Annotated in this window: 15 protein-coding genes; 4 read left to right on the forward strand and 11 right to left on the reverse strand. The window is 73.1% G+C overall.

Translation table 11 applies throughout. From position 1 onward, the window contains the following. Nucleotides 1-47: 47 nt before the first annotated feature. The 5 genes from BN1555_RS11065 to BN1555_RS11085 all read right to left on the reverse strand — a co-directional run bounded on the left by BN1555_RS11065 (nt 48) and on the right by BN1555_RS11085 (nt 3,670). The gene (locus tag BN1555_RS11065) at nt 48-470 is read right to left on the reverse strand and encodes a MaoC/PaaZ C-terminal domain-containing protein (protein WP_093799223.1); all 423 of its coding nucleotides are present in this window, start codon (nt 468-470) and stop codon (nt 48-50) included. Next, nucleotides 467-871 (reverse strand): FAS1-like dehydratase domain-containing protein, encoded by a 405-nt coding sequence (locus BN1555_RS11070; protein WP_255305990.1) that lies wholly within the window; start codon nt 869-871, stop codon nt 467-469. The genes BN1555_RS11065 and BN1555_RS11070 overlap by 4 nt, the downstream gene beginning before the upstream one ends. Nucleotides 872-1,036: 165 nt before the next feature. Then, nucleotides 1,037-2,173, reverse strand: a complete 1,137-nt coding sequence (locus BN1555_RS11075; RefSeq protein WP_093799225.1) for a beta-ketoacyl synthase N-terminal-like domain-containing protein — start codon at nt 2,171-2,173, stop codon at nt 1,037-1,039. Beyond that, nucleotides 2,170-3,402, reverse strand: coding sequence for a beta-ketoacyl-[acyl-carrier-protein] synthase family protein (locus BN1555_RS11080; protein WP_093799226.1), 1,233 nt, complete (start codon nt 3,400-3,402; stop codon nt 2,170-2,172). Before BN1555_RS11080 ends, BN1555_RS11075 begins: the two co-directional genes overlap by 4 nt. Next, nucleotides 3,395-3,670, reverse strand: coding sequence for an acyl carrier protein (locus tag BN1555_RS11085; RefSeq protein ID WP_093799227.1), 276 nt, complete (start codon nt 3,668-3,670; stop codon nt 3,395-3,397). Before BN1555_RS11085 ends, BN1555_RS11080 begins: the two co-directional genes overlap by 8 nt. 259 nt (nt 3,671-3,929) lie before the next feature. Here BN1555_RS11085 and BN1555_RS11090 point away from each other — a divergent pair, with 259 nt between their 5' ends. The 3 genes from BN1555_RS11090 to BN1555_RS11100 are packed head-to-tail and all read left to right on the forward strand — an operon-like array spanning nt 3,930 to nt 7,422. Next, entirely contained in the window at nt 3,930-4,937 is a 1,008-nt protein-coding gene (locus BN1555_RS11090) for an ACP S-malonyltransferase (protein WP_255305992.1), read from the forward strand. Continuing rightward, on the forward strand, nt 4,934-6,643 hold the full coding sequence (locus BN1555_RS11095) for a phytoene desaturase family protein (RefSeq protein ID WP_093799229.1): 1,710 nt from the start codon (nt 4,934-4,936) through the stop codon (nt 6,641-6,643). The genes BN1555_RS11090 and BN1555_RS11095 overlap by 4 nt, the downstream gene beginning before the upstream one ends. Continuing rightward, complete coding sequence (locus BN1555_RS11100) at nt 6,640-7,422, forward strand: SDR family NAD(P)-dependent oxidoreductase (RefSeq protein ID WP_093799230.1); 783 nt, start codon at nt 6,640-6,642, stop codon at nt 7,420-7,422. The genes BN1555_RS11095 and BN1555_RS11100 overlap by 4 nt, the downstream gene beginning before the upstream one ends. 6 nt (nt 7,423-7,428) lie before the next feature. Here the strand turns inward: BN1555_RS11100 and BN1555_RS38925 are convergent, their stop codons facing one another. The 4 genes from BN1555_RS38925 to BN1555_RS11125 all read right to left on the reverse strand — a co-directional run bounded on the left by BN1555_RS38925 (nt 7,429) and on the right by BN1555_RS11125 (nt 11,076). After that, on the reverse strand, nt 7,429-9,438 hold the full coding sequence (locus BN1555_RS38925; RefSeq protein ID WP_176709880.1) for a peptidoglycan binding domain-containing protein: 2,010 nt from the start codon (nt 9,436-9,438) through the stop codon (nt 7,429-7,431). Between the two features lie 168 nt (nt 9,439-9,606). Then, nucleotides 9,607-9,975, reverse strand: coding sequence for a DUF6113 family protein (locus tag BN1555_RS11115; protein ID WP_093799231.1), 369 nt, complete (start codon nt 9,973-9,975; stop codon nt 9,607-9,609). Beyond that, nucleotides 9,972-10,859, reverse strand: a complete 888-nt coding sequence (gene mshB, locus BN1555_RS11120) for an N-acetyl-1-D-myo-inositol-2-amino-2-deoxy-alpha-D-glucopyranoside deacetylase (RefSeq protein ID WP_093799232.1) — start codon at nt 10,857-10,859, stop codon at nt 9,972-9,974. Before mshB ends, BN1555_RS11115 begins: the two co-directional genes overlap by 4 nt. 22 nt (nt 10,860-10,881) lie before the next feature. Continuing rightward, nucleotides 10,882-11,076 (reverse strand): hypothetical protein, encoded by a 195-nt coding sequence (locus BN1555_RS11125; protein ID WP_028811826.1) that lies wholly within the window; start codon nt 11,074-11,076, stop codon nt 10,882-10,884. A gap of 168 nt (nt 11,077-11,244) precedes the next feature. On the opposite strand from BN1555_RS11125, the gene BN1555_RS11130 reads away from it, so the two are divergent. After that, the gene (locus tag BN1555_RS11130) at nt 11,245-13,371 is read left to right on the forward strand and encodes a S9 family peptidase (protein WP_093799233.1); all 2,127 of its coding nucleotides are present in this window, start codon (nt 11,245-11,247) and stop codon (nt 13,369-13,371) included. A 196-nt stretch (nt 13,372-13,567) separates the two neighbouring features. Here BN1555_RS11130 and BN1555_RS11135 read toward each other — a convergent pair whose 3' ends face one another. Next, on the reverse strand, nt 13,568-14,641 hold the full coding sequence (locus BN1555_RS11135) for an ABC transporter ATP-binding protein (protein WP_176710022.1): 1,074 nt from the start codon (nt 14,639-14,641) through the stop codon (nt 13,568-13,570). Next, nucleotides 14,634-15,617: an ABC transporter ATP-binding protein gene (locus BN1555_RS11140; protein WP_093799235.1), complete on the reverse strand. Its 984-nt coding sequence runs from the start codon at nt 15,615-15,617 to the stop codon at nt 14,634-14,636. The genes BN1555_RS11135 and BN1555_RS11140 overlap by 8 nt, the downstream gene beginning before the upstream one ends. Nucleotide 15,618 lies beyond the last annotated feature (1 nt).

Below are 15,618 nucleotides of genomic sequence, written 5' to 3' on the forward strand. Positions count from 1 at the left end.
CGGGGACCGGCGGTCTTCTCCGTGCGTGTGCGCTTTCCCCGCGGGCCCTACGCGGACACCGTCCGGGCACCCGGCGCCAGTACGGCCCGGGTCCGCGCCAGCACCTTCGCCTCGCCGCAGCGCACCGTCAGGTCGACGCGCACCGAACCGTCCGCCCGGACCTCGCCGACCGCGCCCTCGACGGTGAGCTCCACCCCGTCGGCGGTGTCGGGCACCGGCACGGGACGGCTGAACCGGGTGCTGTACTCGCTGACGGCCGCGCCCTCGCCCGCCCAGTCGGTGACGGCGGTGGCCACCAGGCCCATGCTGAGCATGCCGTGCGCGATGACGCCGGGCAGTCCGACGGCCGCGGCGCGGGAGTCCGACCAGTGGATGGGGTTGTGGTCGCCGGAGGCGGCGGCGTAACGCACCAGATCAGCGCGGGTGATGCGGAAGGTGCGGGTGGGAATCCTCTCGCCGGCGACCGTCATCGCTCACCTCGCGAGACGAGTGTCGACGTCGTGACGCACACCGGCGCCCCGCCGTCCGCCTCGCGGATGTGGCCGCGCAGGGTCACGACGTCGTTGCCGTCGACGGTGTCCGCGGCGACCACCTCGACGGTGACGGTGAGCCGGTCGCCGGGCCTGACCGGGCGCACCGATTCGAACCGCTGGTCACGGTGGACCACGCGGGAGAAGTCGAAGCCGAAGCCGGGGTCGTCCACCACCTGCTTCTCGGCGTGCATCGACAGCACGATGGGGAAGGTCGGGGGCGCGGTGCGCCCGTCGCCGGGGTCGGAGCCGACCGCGAGCGCGAACTCACGGATCTTCTCGCGGCCGACTTCGTAGGGTTCGGTGGGCGGGTAACTCCGCCCGGCGTACGCCGTGTTCATGGGACAGGAGTCCTTGTCTTCAGTCGGACGGGGAAACATGCAGCGGCGCCCGTGGGGGGGAAATCACGGGCGCCGCTGCTGTCCGGTGGGGGCCGGGGCGGTCCGGGGCCGGACCGGGGTGATCCGGGGGGACCCGGGGGGATCCGGGGGAGGGACCCGGGGTGGTCAACGAAGCGGGCTGCGCACCACCATCGCGGCCGCGTTCCCGTCCCGGCCGACCGAGGTGACCAGCGCGTACTCCCGCTCGGCCGGCGGTTCGGCCTGCCACAGGCCGAGCAGGGCGGCGAGCTGCATCGCACCGCTGGCGCTGTACGTCTCACCGAGCACATCGGCGACCCGTACGGTGCGCGGCAGCTCGCCACCGCCCAGCGCGGTCCGCACACCGCGCTCCTCGATCCGCTCCAGACCACGGTGGTGGACGGCGCCGAGGGAGACGACGGCCACCTCCTCCGGGCGGACCCCACTGCGGTCCAGGGCGCGGGTGACGGCCCCGGACAGGCCGTCGGCGTAGTCCCGCGCGTCGGCCGAGAAGCGCACCTCGCAGGCGAGCAGTTCGGCCAGTACGTCCGCGTCGTCCGCCGGTGCCTCCCGCTGCACCGTGAACACCGCACAGCCCTCGCCGAGCGCCGCCCGCTCCTTCAGCACTCCGGTCCGGTGCCAGGCCCAGGCCGCGGGGGCGCCGAGCTCCTCGGCGCCGCCCACCAGCAGCCGGTCGACGCGGTCGAGCGTGAGAGCGAGACGCGCGTGCCGGAAGGCGAGCAGCGAGGCGGTCTGGCCGCCGGCCACCGTGGCGTTGAGGCCGCGCAGCCCGTTGCGGATGGCGACCTGCCCGGCGGCGCAGTTCATCACCGTGTTCGGGAACTGGCCCGGGTTGACCAGGTACGGCTTGTCCAGGGTCAGCGTGTCGTGCAGCAGGGTGCTGTGGCTGGACACGGAACCGGTGTTGGTCGCCAGTACGACGCCGGTACGGTCCCCCGCGACCTCGGCGGCGTCCATGCCCTCGATGGCCTCCTTGCAGGCCACCAGGCCGAAGGAGGTGAGCCGGTCCAGGTACTTGGTGCCCTTGCGGCCCAGGTGCGCCTTCACGTCGAAGCCGTCGACGGCCCGGACCGGGCGGGGCGGGTACGCGGCCCCGTCCTCGCCGGCCGGCTCCTCGGCCGGCGAGGCTCCGTCGCGCAGCAGCCCGGCGAGCGCGGCCAGGCCGTGGCCGGCCGAGGACACGACGCCGGCGCTGGTGACGTAGAGCGGCCGGGTGGCCGTCCGTGTCGCGGCCGCGGCCGCTGTGGCGGTCGCCGTGGTCACGAAACCCTCCCGAGGATGGTGATGACGTTGTTGCCGCCGAACGCGAACCCGTGGTTCTGCACGATGTCCAGGCGGGCCTCGCGGCCGGTGCCCGGTACGCAGTCCACGCCGTCGCCCAGCGCGGGGTCCGCCTCGGTGACGTTGGCGGTGGGCGGCAGGAAGTCCTGCTCCAGCGCCTTGCAGCAGGCGATCGCGCCGAAGCCGCTGGCCGCGCCCATGGTGTGGCCGAGCATCGACTTGATGGAGCTGATCGGCGGTATACGGCCGCCGAAGACCTCGCGGGCGGCGGCCACTTCGGTCGTGTCGTTGGTCGGGGTGCCCGTGCCGTGGGCGCAGATGTAGTCGATCTGCTCCGGCTCGACACCCGCGTTGCGGTGCGCGGCACGGATGCACGCGGCGATGCTGGCCGCGTCGGGGTGCACCATGTGCGCGGCGTCGCAGTTGGCGGCGTACCCGAGGATCTCCGCGTAGATGCGGGCCCCGCGCTCCCGTGCGTGCTCCAGTGTCTCCAGGAGCAGTACGGCGCCGCCCTCGCCGGTGAGGATGCCGGTGCGGTCGGCGGCGAAGGGGCGCGGCAGGTCCTCGGCCATGGCGCCGAGCGCGTAGAAGCCGGCGTGGGTGAGCCGGTTGACGGCGTCCGCGCCGCCCGCCAGCATCACGTCCGCCTCGCCGCTGCGCACCAGGTCGTAGGCGTAACCCAGCGCGTAGTTGCTGGCCGAACAGGCGGTCGGGATGGTCTGGGTCTCGCCGTGCAGCCGCAGTTCGGCGCTCACCGCGTTGGCGATGCGCGAGGCCGGGGTCTGCCCGGCCAGCTCGCCGTCGATGGACTCCAGGCCGTCGGCGACCCACTGCTCGCCGAGCGCCTGGACGACGGCGGACTCACCGCTGGTGGTGCCCATGATCGCCCCGGCCCGGCCCTGCTCCAGCTGCTCCTCGCCGATCCCGGCGTCCGCGACGGCGAGCCGGGCGGCCGCGGCCGCCAGCAGGCCGCTGCGGCCCCACGCCGCCGGGTCGAGGCGCTTGAGGTGGTCGGTGGGCTCGAAGTCGGTGACCTCGCCCGCCCGCCGGCGCGGGAAGCCGCTCGCGTCGAAGCTCTGGATCGGCGCGGTGCCGTCGGCGCCGGCCCGGACGGCGGACGCGAAGACGTCCGCGCCGATGCCGACCGGTGACACCGCGCCGAGCCCGGTGATGACCACCCGGCGCCGTGGCGCCGAAGGAAGTTCAGCCATGGTTGCTCTCCGCGGCGTGCTGGACAACGGCCTCGACGAGAAGGCTCAGGTTCACCAGGTCGCCGAGTTCCGTCTTGGGAATGACGACTCCCAATTCCTTCTCGATCCTGGAAACGACGGTGATGAGCGACAGCGAATCGCTGTCGTAGTCGTCGATGAAGTGGCCGCTCCCGGTGAGTTCGCCCTCCTCCAGCTCCAGCTCTTCAATGACGATCCGGCTCACCTGCTCCTGGAAGTCGGCCGCCGTTGCCACAGTCTGCTGAGTCATGCGTCTACCTCTCGTTTTCCGCCGTCGCGGGCCGTTTCCGCTGTCGCGGGGCAAGACGAGAGGAACGTAAGCGGCTCGGAGTCCGGGCAGCAAGAGGGGCCGTACCAAAGAGACATGGCATTCCCCGAAAGTGATACCCGGCCCATTCATGAACCGCCCCCGACGCTTTTATCTGCCCTTCATACACCTTTCAAATCCTGCTGCCACCATTGCCTTGCTCGAATCGGAGGAGATTCGGCTGGAGACGGGAGAAGCCACGATGAGCGGTCCACGATTGGCATTGATATTCCCCGGCCAGGGAGCACAGCAGCCCGGGATGGGACGCCCCTGGGCCGGCCGGCCCGGCTGGTTCCTGGCGGAGCGGGCCGGCGAGGTGTCCGGGCGCGATGTCGTGGAGCTGCTGCTGCGCGCGGACGAGGACACCCTGCGTCGTACGGACAACGCCCAGCTGGCCACTTTCGTCCTAGAGATGGTGATCCTCCACGAGGTGCGCCATGCGCTGCCCGCCGCCAAGCGGCCCGTCGTGTGCGCCGGTCACAGTCTCGGCGAGTACGCGGCGCTGGTGGCCGCCGGAATCATCGGTTTCGACGACGGCGTACGACTGGTCACCGCGCGCGGCGAGGCGATGCGCGCGGCGTGCGCCACGGAGCCCGGCACCATGGCCGTGGTGCTCGGCCTGTCCCCGGAGCTCGTGGAGCAGGCGGCGGCGGGGGTCCGCGAAGACGGCGGCCGGGTGTGGGTGGCCAACCTCAACTCGCCGCAGCAGAGCGTCGTCTCCGGTGAGAGCGGAGCGGTCGCCCGGTGCGCCGAGGCGGCCCAGGCCCTGGGCGCGCTCCGGATCGTGTCGATCCCGGTGGGCGGTGCCTTCCACACGCCCCTGATGCGGCCCGCGGCCCACGCGTTCGTCCGGGCGGCGCAGGCCGCCGAATTCCGGCCCGGCCACGCGCCGGTCGTGGCCAACGTGGACGCCCGCCCGCACCGGGGCACCGATGCCTGGCCACAGCGGCTCGGGCAGCAGATCACCGGGCCGGTGCGCTGGGCGGAGTCGGTGCGCACGATGGCCGACGAGCTGTACTGCGACATGTTCGTGGAGATCGGGCCCGGCCGTACGCTCACCGGCCTCGCCCGCAAGATCACCCCCCAGGTCTCCCGGCTGACGATCTCCGAACCCGGCCAGCTGGTCGCCGTGCCCGCACCGGCGCCGTCCCCCGAGGACCCCTCGGTGACGCCTTCGCTGCGCTCCTCCTCGGTACGGAGCGCCGCGTGAGCACGGAGGAGCACTGGGACGCGATCGTCGTCGGCTCGGGGATCGGCGGGCTCGTCTGCGCCGCCTACCTCGCGGTCGCCGGCAAGCGGGTCCTCGTCGCCGAGCAGGGCGGTGTCGCGGGCGGCAACAGCCATGTCTTCCGCAGGCGCCGCGCGTACGAGTTCGACGTCGGCGTGCACTACCTCGGCGACTGCGGCTCCGACGGCCTGCTCCCCGCCATCCTGAACGGTCTCGGTCTGCGCGACCGGCTGCGCTACCGGGAGATGGACCCGGGCGGTTTCGACCGCATCGTGATTCCGGGGGCCACCCTGGACATGCCGGCCGACTGGGAGACGTACCGCAAGCGGCTGCACGAGGCGTGCCCCGCGGACGCGCCCGGCATCGACACCTTCCTGGGCATCGTGTCCGCTCTGGGCGCGGAGCGGCGGGACGCGATCGTCGCCCCCGGTGACGTGCCGGTGTCCGAGCTGCCGCAGCACGCACCGCAGTCGGTGGCCTGGGGGCGGCGTACGCTCACCGAGCTCTTCGTCCACTGCGGGCTGTCCACCCGCGCCCGGACGCTGCTCGCCGCCCAGTCCCCCAACTACGGCATGGCGCCCGACGAGGCGACTGTCGCCCTGCACGCCACGATCACCGACCACTACGTGCGCGGCGCCTACTACCCGGAGGGCGGCGGCCAGACCCTGGCCGCCGGACTGCTGGAGGTCATCCGTGCGCACGGCAGCGCCCTGCGCACGTACAGCAGGGTCAGCCGGATCACGGTCGGCGGCGGGCGGACCCGGGGCGTCGAACTCGCCGACGGCAGCCGGGCGCTGGCGCCGGTCGTGGTGTCCAACGCCGACTACCGGCGGACGATGCTCGGGCTGGTCGGCGAGGAGCGGCTGCCGCGCAGGCTCGCCGCCAAGACGCGGGACGCCCGGATGGCGCTGCCCTGGGCAGCCGTCTACGTCGCGCTCGACACCGACATCGAGCAGCACGCCAATCTGTGGTGGTACCGGAGCGACGACATCGAGGGCTTCTACGCCGGCCTGCTCGCCGGCGCGGACACCGCTTCCGGGGGCACGGGCACGGCCGGCTTCCTCTTCGCCTCGTTCGCCTCCGGCAAGGACCCCGTCACCCCGCGGATCTGCCCGCCGGGCCACTCCAACTTCCAGCTGATGACGCTGTGTCCCCCCGGCTTCGAGCGCTGGGGTGTGACGGCGGGCCCGGCCGACGGCGAGAAGTACCGCCGCAATCCGGTGTACCGGGCGGAGAAGGCCCGGCTCACCGAGGCCGTGCTGGACGCGGCCGAGGAGGCGCTCGGACCGTTCCGGAGCCGCATCACCCATCTGGAGACCGCGACGCCGCTCACCCACGAGCGGTACACGCACTCCACCGGCGGCACCCCGTTCGGGATGGCGCACTGGGGCGCCGCCGGCGCCCGGCCCGACACGGCGACCTTCGTCGAAGGCCTGTACGTCGCCGGCGCCAACACCCGCTACGGAAACGGCATCACCGGTTCGGCGGTCAGCGGCATCGCCTGCGCCGGCCAGATCCTGGGCCGCCGCCTGATGCACGAAGTGCACAGCGGCGCCGTCCTGGGCGACCCGGCGGCGCTGCCCGAGCGCCGCGCGGACTGGGACCCGCTGGAGGTCTCCCGCGGCGACGAGGACCGGCTCGTCCGCACGGGACCGGCACTCGGTCCCGCCCTGGAGAAGAGCCGATGAGCCTGACTCCGAAAGTGGCCGTCGTCACCGGCGCCACCAGTGGCATCGGCCTGGCGGTCACCCGTGCGCTCGCCGCCCGCGGCCACCAGGTCTTCCTGTGCGCGCGCACCGCCCGCACCGTCGCGGCCACGGTCAGGGAGCTCCAGGCCGAGGCTCTGGACGTGGACGGGACGGCGGGCGACGTCCGCGACCGCGACGACATCCGGCGCGTGGTGCGGCACGCCGTCGACCGCTTCGGCCCGGTCGACGTCCTGGTGAACAACGCGGGCCGCTCCGGCGGCGGCAGCACAGCGGAGCTCACGGACGAGCTGTGGTTCGACGTGATCGACACCAATCTCAACAGCGTCTTCCTGATGACCCGCGAGGTGCTCACCGCCGGAGGCATGCGCGACAAGAAGCGCGGCCGGATCATCAACATCGCCTCCACCGCCGGCCGGCGGGGCGACGTCCTCGACGCCCCCTGCTCGGCCTCCAAGCACGGCGTCATCGGCTTCACCAAGGCGCTCGGCGACGAACTGGCGCCCACAGGCATCACGGTCAACGCCGTCTGCCCGGGGCACGTCGAGACACCCACGGGCCGGCGGATCCGGCAGGAGTACGCGGCGGCGTACGGCATCGGCGAAGAAGTGGCCCTGAAGACGTTCCAGTCGAAGATCCCGCTCGGCCGCTACTCCACCCCCGCGGAGGTCGCGGGCCTGGTCGGCTATCTGACCACCGACACGGCCGCGTCCATCACCGCCCAGGCACTCAACGTCCGCGGCGGCCTCGGCACCTCCTGACCACCGCTAGCTCGGGTTGAGGCTGATCTCCTGGACACGCTGCGCCGGGGTCTTGCCCACGAGCGCCGTGCGCATGGCGTAGGCCACGTCGTCCGCGGTGACCGGGTGCTTCTTGCCGTCGCCCTTGGTGATCTGCACGCCGTCGAAGACGCCCTCCAGAAGCTGCTCGATCGCCTGCTTGTCGTAGACCTCCACCAGCCGGCCGTCGATCGGCTTCATGGAGAGGATCTTCGGCAGGGACCTCGCCGGGCCGAACTGGATCTGCTTGCCGCCCGCCTTGATCGTGATCAGGCCGGACATCGCCGGCTGGGCGAACTCCCGCATGGCCCGGTCCAGCTCGGCCCGGCCGATCTTCGGGGACCTGGTGACGAGGGGCAGCTCCACCGTGTTCGGCCTGCCGGTCTCCACCTGGGCGCGGTAGGCGTCCTTGACCCGGGTCATCGAGCGGACCACGTCGAGCTGCTTGCCCGCCTTGCCCGGTACGGCGACCGCCTTGCCGGGCACGAACTTGATCGTGCCCTCGCTGGCCGTGCCCGAGGTGCCCGCCAGATCGGCCAGCGCGACGCTCAGCTTCTCCTCGTCGACCGGGATCACCGGCTCGGCGACGCGCTCGCCGCCGAAGAGGGAGCCGATCACGGAGACGGGGTTGTAGTCGCTGCCCGCGGCGCCGCGCACGGTCTCCTGGCTGTCCAGGGCGAGACCGGCCTTGGACGGCTTCAGCTTCGCCTGCTTGCCGTCGACGGTGAGGACGAGCGGCATGGCGGCGCGCTTGCCGAGGGCGGTGTCGAGCTTGCCGACCGCCTCCTCCTTCGTGCCGCCGCCGATGTCGACGCCGAGGACGGTGGTGCCCTTCGGCACGTCGGAGTGGTTCATGAGGAGCCCCGCGCCGTACGCCACACCGGCCAGCCCCACGACGCCCACGGCCAGCAGGACCAGCTTGGAGCGGCCCTTCTTCGCGGGAGCGGCAGGGGCGGAGGAGGCGGGCGGCGGTGTGGTCCGGGCGGGGGCGGCCGGGCCGTCCGTGCGGGGGGAGACCGGGTCCGGGGCGAAGCGGGCGCCGGCCTGCGGCGGGGCGAACGGCGAGTGCCGCTCCGCCGCCGGGATCACGGGCATGCCGCTGGTCAGCGTGTCACCGGAGACGTTCTCGCCCGCGGAGGGGACCGGGGCCGGGTTCTGCGGGGTCAGTACCGCCGTGTCGTCGGTCATGGAGGGCTGGGCCGGGCCTGCGACGCCCGGCGAGTGCACGCCGGAACCGGGGCGCGGGCCGGAGCCCAGGAAGGGCGAGCTGCCGGTCACCGGGCCGGTGGTCGGACCCACCGGACCCACCGGACCGACGGCCGGACTCACCGGGCCGACCATCGGGCCCAAGGGGCCCAAGGGGCCCAAGGGGCCCGTGGGGCCGGACGGGCCCGTGCCGGCGGCGCGGCTGCCTCCGTTCGCGGCCGCGTCACCGGGCGTACGGCGCGGCAGCGGGGCGGCGCTCTGGCGCTGCGGCTCTTCCGGCGTGGAGTACGGGAACTCGGGGCGCTGCCCGCCGCCCTGCGGCGCGGCCGGTGCGGCAGCGGCCGGCGACGGAGCGGGCGCGGCCGACGGCTTGCGCGGCGCGAACCAGTCGCTGGCCGGCGGCTGCTTGTCCCCGCCGGGACCGGTCCCCTCCCGCGGCTCCGCGGCCGCGCTGTCCCGCGACGGCTCGGGCGGGCGGGGCGTGGCGCCCGTGCGCTCGGCCTTCACGGGCGAGGAGGGCGGCTCCGCGTCGCCCACGGGCGTACGCATGACGACCGGGGGGATCGGCCGCGATCCGGGGATGTTGATCCGGATGCGGGTGGTCAGCGTGGTCTCGGTCCTGGGCCCGTCCGACTCCGCCCCCGCGGCGTCCCCGGCAGTCTCCTCCGGAGCGTCCTGCCCGGGGTGCGGCGACGGATACTGGCGGGATCCGTACGGCGGCGTCCCCGAGGGGTACGCGGCTCCGCCACGCCCCTGGGGGCCGGAGGACGAACTGTCAGTTTCACGACTCAAGGCAGGTTCTCCCGGTTAGCTCCGCTCGCCCGCTCTTACCCTGTACTGCGGGAGGCCCGGCGGCGCGCACCACCATACTGGCCGCCGCCGACAGACGCCCCGCGCCCAGGGTGGCAAAGGGCCCGACGGCCGCGCGGGCGCGGTCGGTTCACGGACCCAACTAGTACGTCATTTACCAAGTCGGGCGCGGCCCGCGGCCGGCCGCGGCGGTTCCGTCATCGTGGCGCAGATCACAGCGACGGCCATCCCGCCCAGCAGGTAGGCGTACGAGACCGCGGAGCCGCCGACGAGCAGATCGCCCTCGGGACGGCTGACGGTCAGCAGGACTACGGCCACGAGCCATCCGGCGGCGGACGCGCCGACACCGGCCTTCGCGCCCGTGGCGTACAGGGAGCCGTAGAAGACGCCCGCCGCCGCGAGCAGCGCCAGCAGCAGGCCGCCGGGGAACCAGGCCGCGTGGACGAGTACGCCCGCCGCGCCCGTGAGCGCGCCCAGGACGACGAGGAGGAGGTGGGCGGCGGTACGGCCCGGGGTCACGAGTCCACTCCCGCGAAGAGATCCGTCTCACGTCCGCCGGTGGCGCGTTCACCGCGTACCAGCTCGTAGAACTCCGTGACGAGGACGGGCTGGCCCAGGTGGTTGGAGAGCGCGAAGAAACCGTCCTCCACCGCGATCTGGGTGGCGTGCGCGCGCATCGCGGCGGTCTTGGCCCCGGCGTACGGGGCGCCGTCGATCTCCGTGGTGATCCGCGCGTCGTCGACGACTCCGGGGATGTCGTCCACGGCGGCGGTGCCCGAAAAGCTCACCGCTGCCGCGCGCAGACGGGCGAAGCCGTCCTCCGCGTAGGTGCGCGGCACGCGGTTCCAGTAGATCTTGGCGATGGTGTGCGGCACCCCGAGGTCCGGGCGGAAGTCCGGGTCGGCCGCGAGGTCGGCCGCGCGCATCGCGACGCGGTGGGCCTGGATGTGGTCCGGGTGTCCGTAGCCGCCGTCCGGGTCGTAGGTGACGAGGACCTGCGGGCGTACGGAACGGACCACCTCGACGAGGTACGCCGCCGCCTCGTCCACCGGCGCGGCCCAGAAGGCGCCCTCGCGGTGGTTCTGCGGGACGCCCATCATCCCGGAGTCGCGGAAGCGGCCGGGACCGCCGAGGAAGCGGTGGTCGGTGACCCCCAGTTCCTTCATCGCGGCGGCCAGTTCGGCGATGCGGTGGGCGCCGAGGGTGTCGTCGCGGTCGGCGGCCAGGTGCGCGAGGGCGGGCGGGATGACCTCGCCCTCCTCGCCGAGGGTGCAGGTCACCAGGGTGACCCGGGCGCCCTCGGCGGCGTACTTGGCCATGGTGGCGCCGTTGTTGATCGACTCGTCGTCCGGGTGCGCGTGCACCAGAAGCAGACGACGGGCTGGGTGGTCCTGGTCCGTCATGGGACCACCCTACGAGCCCCGCTCAGAACTTGATGCCCCCGATCATCCCTGCCACGTTCGTGGTCAGTTCGTTGATGGTGGGAGCGATGGAGGAACTGGCGAGATAGAAGCCGAGCAATACGCAAACCGCCGCATGTCCGGCCTTCAGTCCCGATTTCCGGACCATCAGGATGACGATGATCGCCAACAGCACTACCGCCGAAATCGAGAGTGCCACGGCGGTTCACCTCCACTTACTCGGGCCGAAACGGGCATGCGGACAGCTCCCGGCAAGTTCATACCCACCAGGCGCTACGGATCATAACTATCCGTGTGTACGCATTGTTCGGTGCACGGCAGCACGAGGGGCGCATGAAGTGACGTCGCGAGCGGTAGCTTCGGGCATATGACGACGAATCAGCTCTCCTTCCCCCGGCAGCACGCCAGGACTCAGCGCTTCTCCCTCGGGGCGCCCCGCGCGTTCACGGTGTCGCCCGACGGGGCCCGCGTGGTGTTCCTCCGTTCTTCGTCCGGCACCGACCGCGCCAACCGGCTCTGGGTGCTCGGTCTGGAGGGGGGCGCGCAGGAGCGCATCGCCGCGGATCCCGGGCAGCTCCTCGGCGGCGCCGCCGAGGAGCTGTCGGCGCAGGAGAGGGCGCGGCGCGAGCGCAGCCGGGAGGGGGCCGCGGGCATCGTGTCGTACGCCGTGGACACGGCGGTCGAGCTGGCGGCGTTCGCGCTGTCGGGGCGGCTCTTCGCGGCCGAGCTGCGGGCCGGCACCGCCCGCGAGCTGCCCGCCGCGGGGCCGGTTCTCGACCCCCGGCCGTCACCGGACGGACTGCGTGTCGCGTACGTCGCCCAGGGCGCCCTGCGGGTGATCGGCGCGGAGGGCGACGGCGACCGGGCGCTCGCGGAGCCGGAGGACGAGAACACGGCGTACGGCCTGGCGGAGTTCGTGGCGGCCGAGGAGATGGGCCGTTCACGCGGCTTCTGGTGGTCGCCGGAGTCGGACCGGCTGCTGGTCGCCCGCGCCGACGACGCGGCCGTGGCGCGCTGGTGGATCCCGGACCCGGCGCACCCGGAGCGCGAGCCCGCGCGGGTCGCCTACCCGGCGGCGGGGACGCCCAACGCCGAGGTGCGGCTCTTCCTGTACGGGGTGGACGGCCAGGAGCGCACGGAGGTGGTGTGGGACCGTGCGAGGTATCCGTACCTGGCACGGGTCCACTGGTCGGACGCGGGCGCGCCGTTGCTGCTGGTGCAGGCGCGGGACCAGCGCAGCCAGGTGTACCTGGCGGTGGACACCGCGACCGGTGCGACGCGGACCGTGCACGTGGACGAGGACCCGGTGTGGCTGGATCTTTTCGACGGGGTGCCGGTCTGGGCCCCGGACGGAAGGCTCGTACGGATCGCGGACGAGGGCGGGGCGCGGGTGCTGGCCGTCGGCGACCGGACGCTGACCGGGCCGCGGTTGCAGGTGCGGGCGGTGCTGGACGTGTCGGACGGTGATGTGCTCGTGTCGGCCTCGGCGGGCCCGGAGGCCGCTGCCGCGGAGACCGGCGAGGTGCATGTCTACCGGGTCGACGAGCTGGGCGTGGAGCGCCTCTCGGAGGGGCCGGGCGTGCATTCCGCGGTGCGGTCGGGCGGGGTGACGGTGCTGGCTTCGGCGTGCGTGGAGAGCAGCGGCACGGTGGTGCGGGTGGTGCGCGACGGCAAGCAGGAGGCCGTGGTCGCGTCGTACGCCGAGGAACCCGTGCTGCGCGCCCGCGTGCGGCTCGTCGAGGGGGGCGCGCGGCGGATTCCGTGCGCCGTCCTGCTCCCGGCGGGCTACACGGAGGAGGACGGCCCGCTTCCGGTGCTGATGGATCCGTACGGAGGACCGCACGCCCGGCGCGCCGTCGCCGTCCACAACGCCCACCTCACCTCGCAGTGGTTCGCCGACCAGGGCTTCGCGGTGGTCGTGGCCGACGGGCGGGGGACCCCCGGCCGCTCCCCCGGCTGGGAGAAGGCCGTCAGGGACGACTTCACGCTCACGCTCGACGACCAGATCGAGGCGCTGCACGCACTGGCCGCGGACTTCCCGCTGGACCTCGGACGGGTCGCGATCCGCGGCTGGTCGTACGGCGGCTACCTGGCGGCCCTCGCGGTGCTGCGCAGGCCCGACGTCTTCCACGCGGGCATCGCGGGCGCGCCCGTGACCGACTGGCGGCTGTACGACACGCACTACACGGAGCGCTACCTCGGGGCCCCGGACGCGCAGCCGGAGGTGTACGCCGCCAACTCGCTCGTCACCGACGACGGGCTGTCCCGTCCGGCCGGCACGCACCGGCCCCTGATGATCATCCACGGCCTGGCGGACGACAACGTGGTGATGGCGCACACGCTGCGGCTGTCGTCGGCGCTGCTCGCCGCGGGGCGGCCGCACGAGGTGCTGCCGCTGTCGGGGGTGACGCACATGACGCCGCAGGAGCAGGTCGCGGAGAATCTGCTCCTGCTCCAGGTGGACTTCCTGCGGCGATCGCTGGGGCCGAGGTGATCCCTGCCGGCCCTCACCCGGTCGCCGGACGGACCTGGCCCTCCGGAGTCCGGGGCGTGGGTACCCGGCCGGGGGCGACATGGCGGCGCCCCCGGCCGGGCAACGGCACCCGCACGGCCGCACGATGTTCAGTGTCGTCCGTCCACATATCGGTGTGGGGTCGGCCGAGTTGCGCGGCTGTTAACCCGGCCGGCCGTCATCCGACGGGCGCGCCCGGCCCGTCCTCCGCCGGGACGACGTGCTTCTCCTCCGCGAAGTGGCACGCCGAGTCGTGCGCCGCCGGGGAGTCCTCGCCCCGGAAGGCCGCCGGCACCGCCAGCGCCGGAACCTCCTCGGCGCACGTGTCCCGCGCCTTCCAGCAGCGCGTGCGGAACCGGCAGCCCGACGGGATGTTCGCCGGCGACGGCACGTCGCCGGTCAGGAGGATCCGCTCGCGGTGGCCGCGGGCCTCCGGGTCGGGCACGGGCACGGCGGACAGCAGCGCCTGGGTGTAGGGATGGGTCGGGTGGTCGTAGATCTCGGCGTCCCGGCCGGTCTCGACGATCCGCCCGAGGTACATGACGCCGACCCGGTCGGAGATGTGCCGCACGATCGACAGGTCGTGCGCGATGAAGACGTAACTGAGGCCGAACTCGCTCTGGAGCTTCTCCAGCAGGTTGACGACCTGCGCCTGGACCGAGACGTCGAGGGCCGACACCGGCTCGTCGGCCACGATGATTTCCGGCCGGAGCGCGAGCCCCCGCGCGATGCCGATGCGCTGGCGCTGCCCGCCGCTGAACTGGTGCGGATAGCGGTGGATGTACTCCGGGTTCAGGCCCACGACGTCCAGGAGCTCCTGGACCTTGCGGCGCCGGTCGCCCTTGGGCGCGACCTCGGGGTGGATCTCGTACGGCTCACCGACGATGTCGCCCACCGTCATGCGGGGGTTGAGCGACGTGTACGGGTCCTGGAACACCATCTGGATGTTGCGGCGCACCGCCTTCAGGGCCCGTCCCGACAGCCTGGTGACGTCCTCGCCCCTGTAGAGGATCGTCCCGGACGTGGGCCGCTCCAGATGGACCAGCAGCCTGGCCAGCGTGGACTTGCCGCATCCCGACTCCCCCACGATGCCGAGCGTCTCCCCCGCCGCCAGGCCGAGGTCGACGCCGTCGACCGCCCTGACCGCGCCGACCTGCTTCCTGAGGAGGACGCCCCGTGTGAGCGGGTAGTGCTTGTGCAGGTCCCGTACCTCCAGGACCGGCTCGGCGCCCCGTCCGGCCGGCTCAGCCATGGAGGGTCTCCTGCCAGAAGTGGCACGCGCTCCCCCGGCCGTCCTCCACCTCGTACAGCGGCGGCACATCGGTGCGGCACACGTCGCGGACCAGCGGGCAGCGGGGGTGGAAGGGGCAGCCGGACGGGATGCGGGTGAGGTTCGGCGGCAGGCCCCTGATCGCGTACAGCTCCCGGCCCTTGCGGTCCAGGCGCGGGATCGAGTCCAGCAGGCCGCGGGTGTACGGGTGGGCCGGCGCCTTGTAGATGTCGTGGACCGGCGCCGTCTCCACGATCCGGCCCGCGTACATGACGGCGATCCTGTCGGCGACGTCCGCGACGACGCCCAGGTCGTGCGTGATGAGGACGAGCCCCATGCCGAGTTCGCGCTGGAGCTCCGCGAGCAGGTCCATCACCTGCGCCTGGACGGTCACGTCGAGAGCCGTGGTGGGCTCGTCGGCGATGATCAGACCGGGCTCCAGGGCCAGCGCCATCGCGATCATGATGCGCTGGCGCATGCCGCCGGAGAACTGGTGCGGGTAGTCGTCGACCCGCTCCTTCGCCGCCGGGATGCGCACCCGGTCCATCAGCTCGACGGCCTTCGCCTTCGCGTCCTTCCTGGACATCCCCCGGTGGACGGTGAACATCTCGCCGAGCTGGCCGCCCACGCTGAGCACGGGGTTGAGGGAGGACAGCGCGTCCTGGAAGATCATGGCCATCTCCCGGCCCCTGACCCCGCGCCGTTCGTCCTCCCTGAGCTTCAGCAGGTCGCGGCCCCGGAAGACGATCTCGCCGCCCGTGATCCTCCCGGGCGGCATGTCGAGGATGCCCATGACCGCCTGCGCGGTGACGGACTTCCCGGAGCCGGACTCGCCGAGCACGGCGAGCGTCTCGCCTTCCGCCACCGCGCAGTCGACGCCGTTGACGGCCTTGGCGACCCCGTCGCGCAGGCGGAACTCCACGTGCAGGTCGCGCACTTCGAGCAATGGACCGGGCATG

Source organism: Streptomyces sp. Wb2n-11, from assembly GCF_001049855.1.
GTDB lineage: Bacteria > Actinomycetota > Actinomycetes > Streptomycetales > Streptomycetaceae > Streptomyces > Streptomyces altiplanensis.

What these genes read in the sequence shown, in the direction of transcription:
- BN1555_RS11065 (WP_093799223.1), bottom strand. Translation starts at nt 470, where the DNA reads ATGACGGTCGCCGGCGAGAGGATTCCCACCCGCACCTTCCGCATCACC.
- BN1555_RS11070 (WP_255305990.1), bottom strand. Translation starts at nt 871, where the DNA reads ATGAACACGGCGTACGCCGGGCGGAGTTACCCGCCCACCGAACCCTAC.
- BN1555_RS11080 (WP_093799226.1), bottom strand. Translation starts at nt 3,402, where the DNA reads ATGGCTGAACTTCCTTCGGCGCCACGGCGCCGGGTGGTCATCACCGGG.
- BN1555_RS11085 (WP_093799227.1), bottom strand. Translation starts at nt 3,670, where the DNA reads ATGACTCAGCAGACTGTGGCAACGGCGGCCGACTTCCAGGAGCAGGTG.
- BN1555_RS11090 (WP_255305992.1), top strand. Translation starts at nt 3,930, where the DNA reads ATGAGCGGTCCACGATTGGCATTGATATTCCCCGGCCAGGGAGCACAG.
- BN1555_RS11100 (WP_093799230.1), top strand. Translation starts at nt 6,640, where the DNA reads ATGAGCCTGACTCCGAAAGTGGCCGTCGTCACCGGCGCCACCAGTGGC.
- mshB (WP_093799232.1), bottom strand. Translation starts at nt 10,859, where the DNA reads ATGACGGACCAGGACCACCCAGCCCGTCGTCTGCTTCTGGTGCACGCG.
- BN1555_RS11130 (WP_093799233.1), top strand. Translation starts at nt 11,245, where the DNA reads ATGACGACGAATCAGCTCTCCTTCCCCCGGCAGCACGCCAGGACTCAG.
- BN1555_RS11135 (WP_176710022.1), bottom strand. Translation starts at nt 14,641, where the DNA reads ATGGCTGAGCCGGCCGGACGGGGCGCCGAGCCGGTCCTGGAGGTACGG.
- BN1555_RS11140 (WP_093799235.1), bottom strand. Translation starts at nt 15,617, where the DNA reads ATGCCCGGTCCATTGCTCGAAGTGCGCGACCTGCACGTGGAGTTCCGC.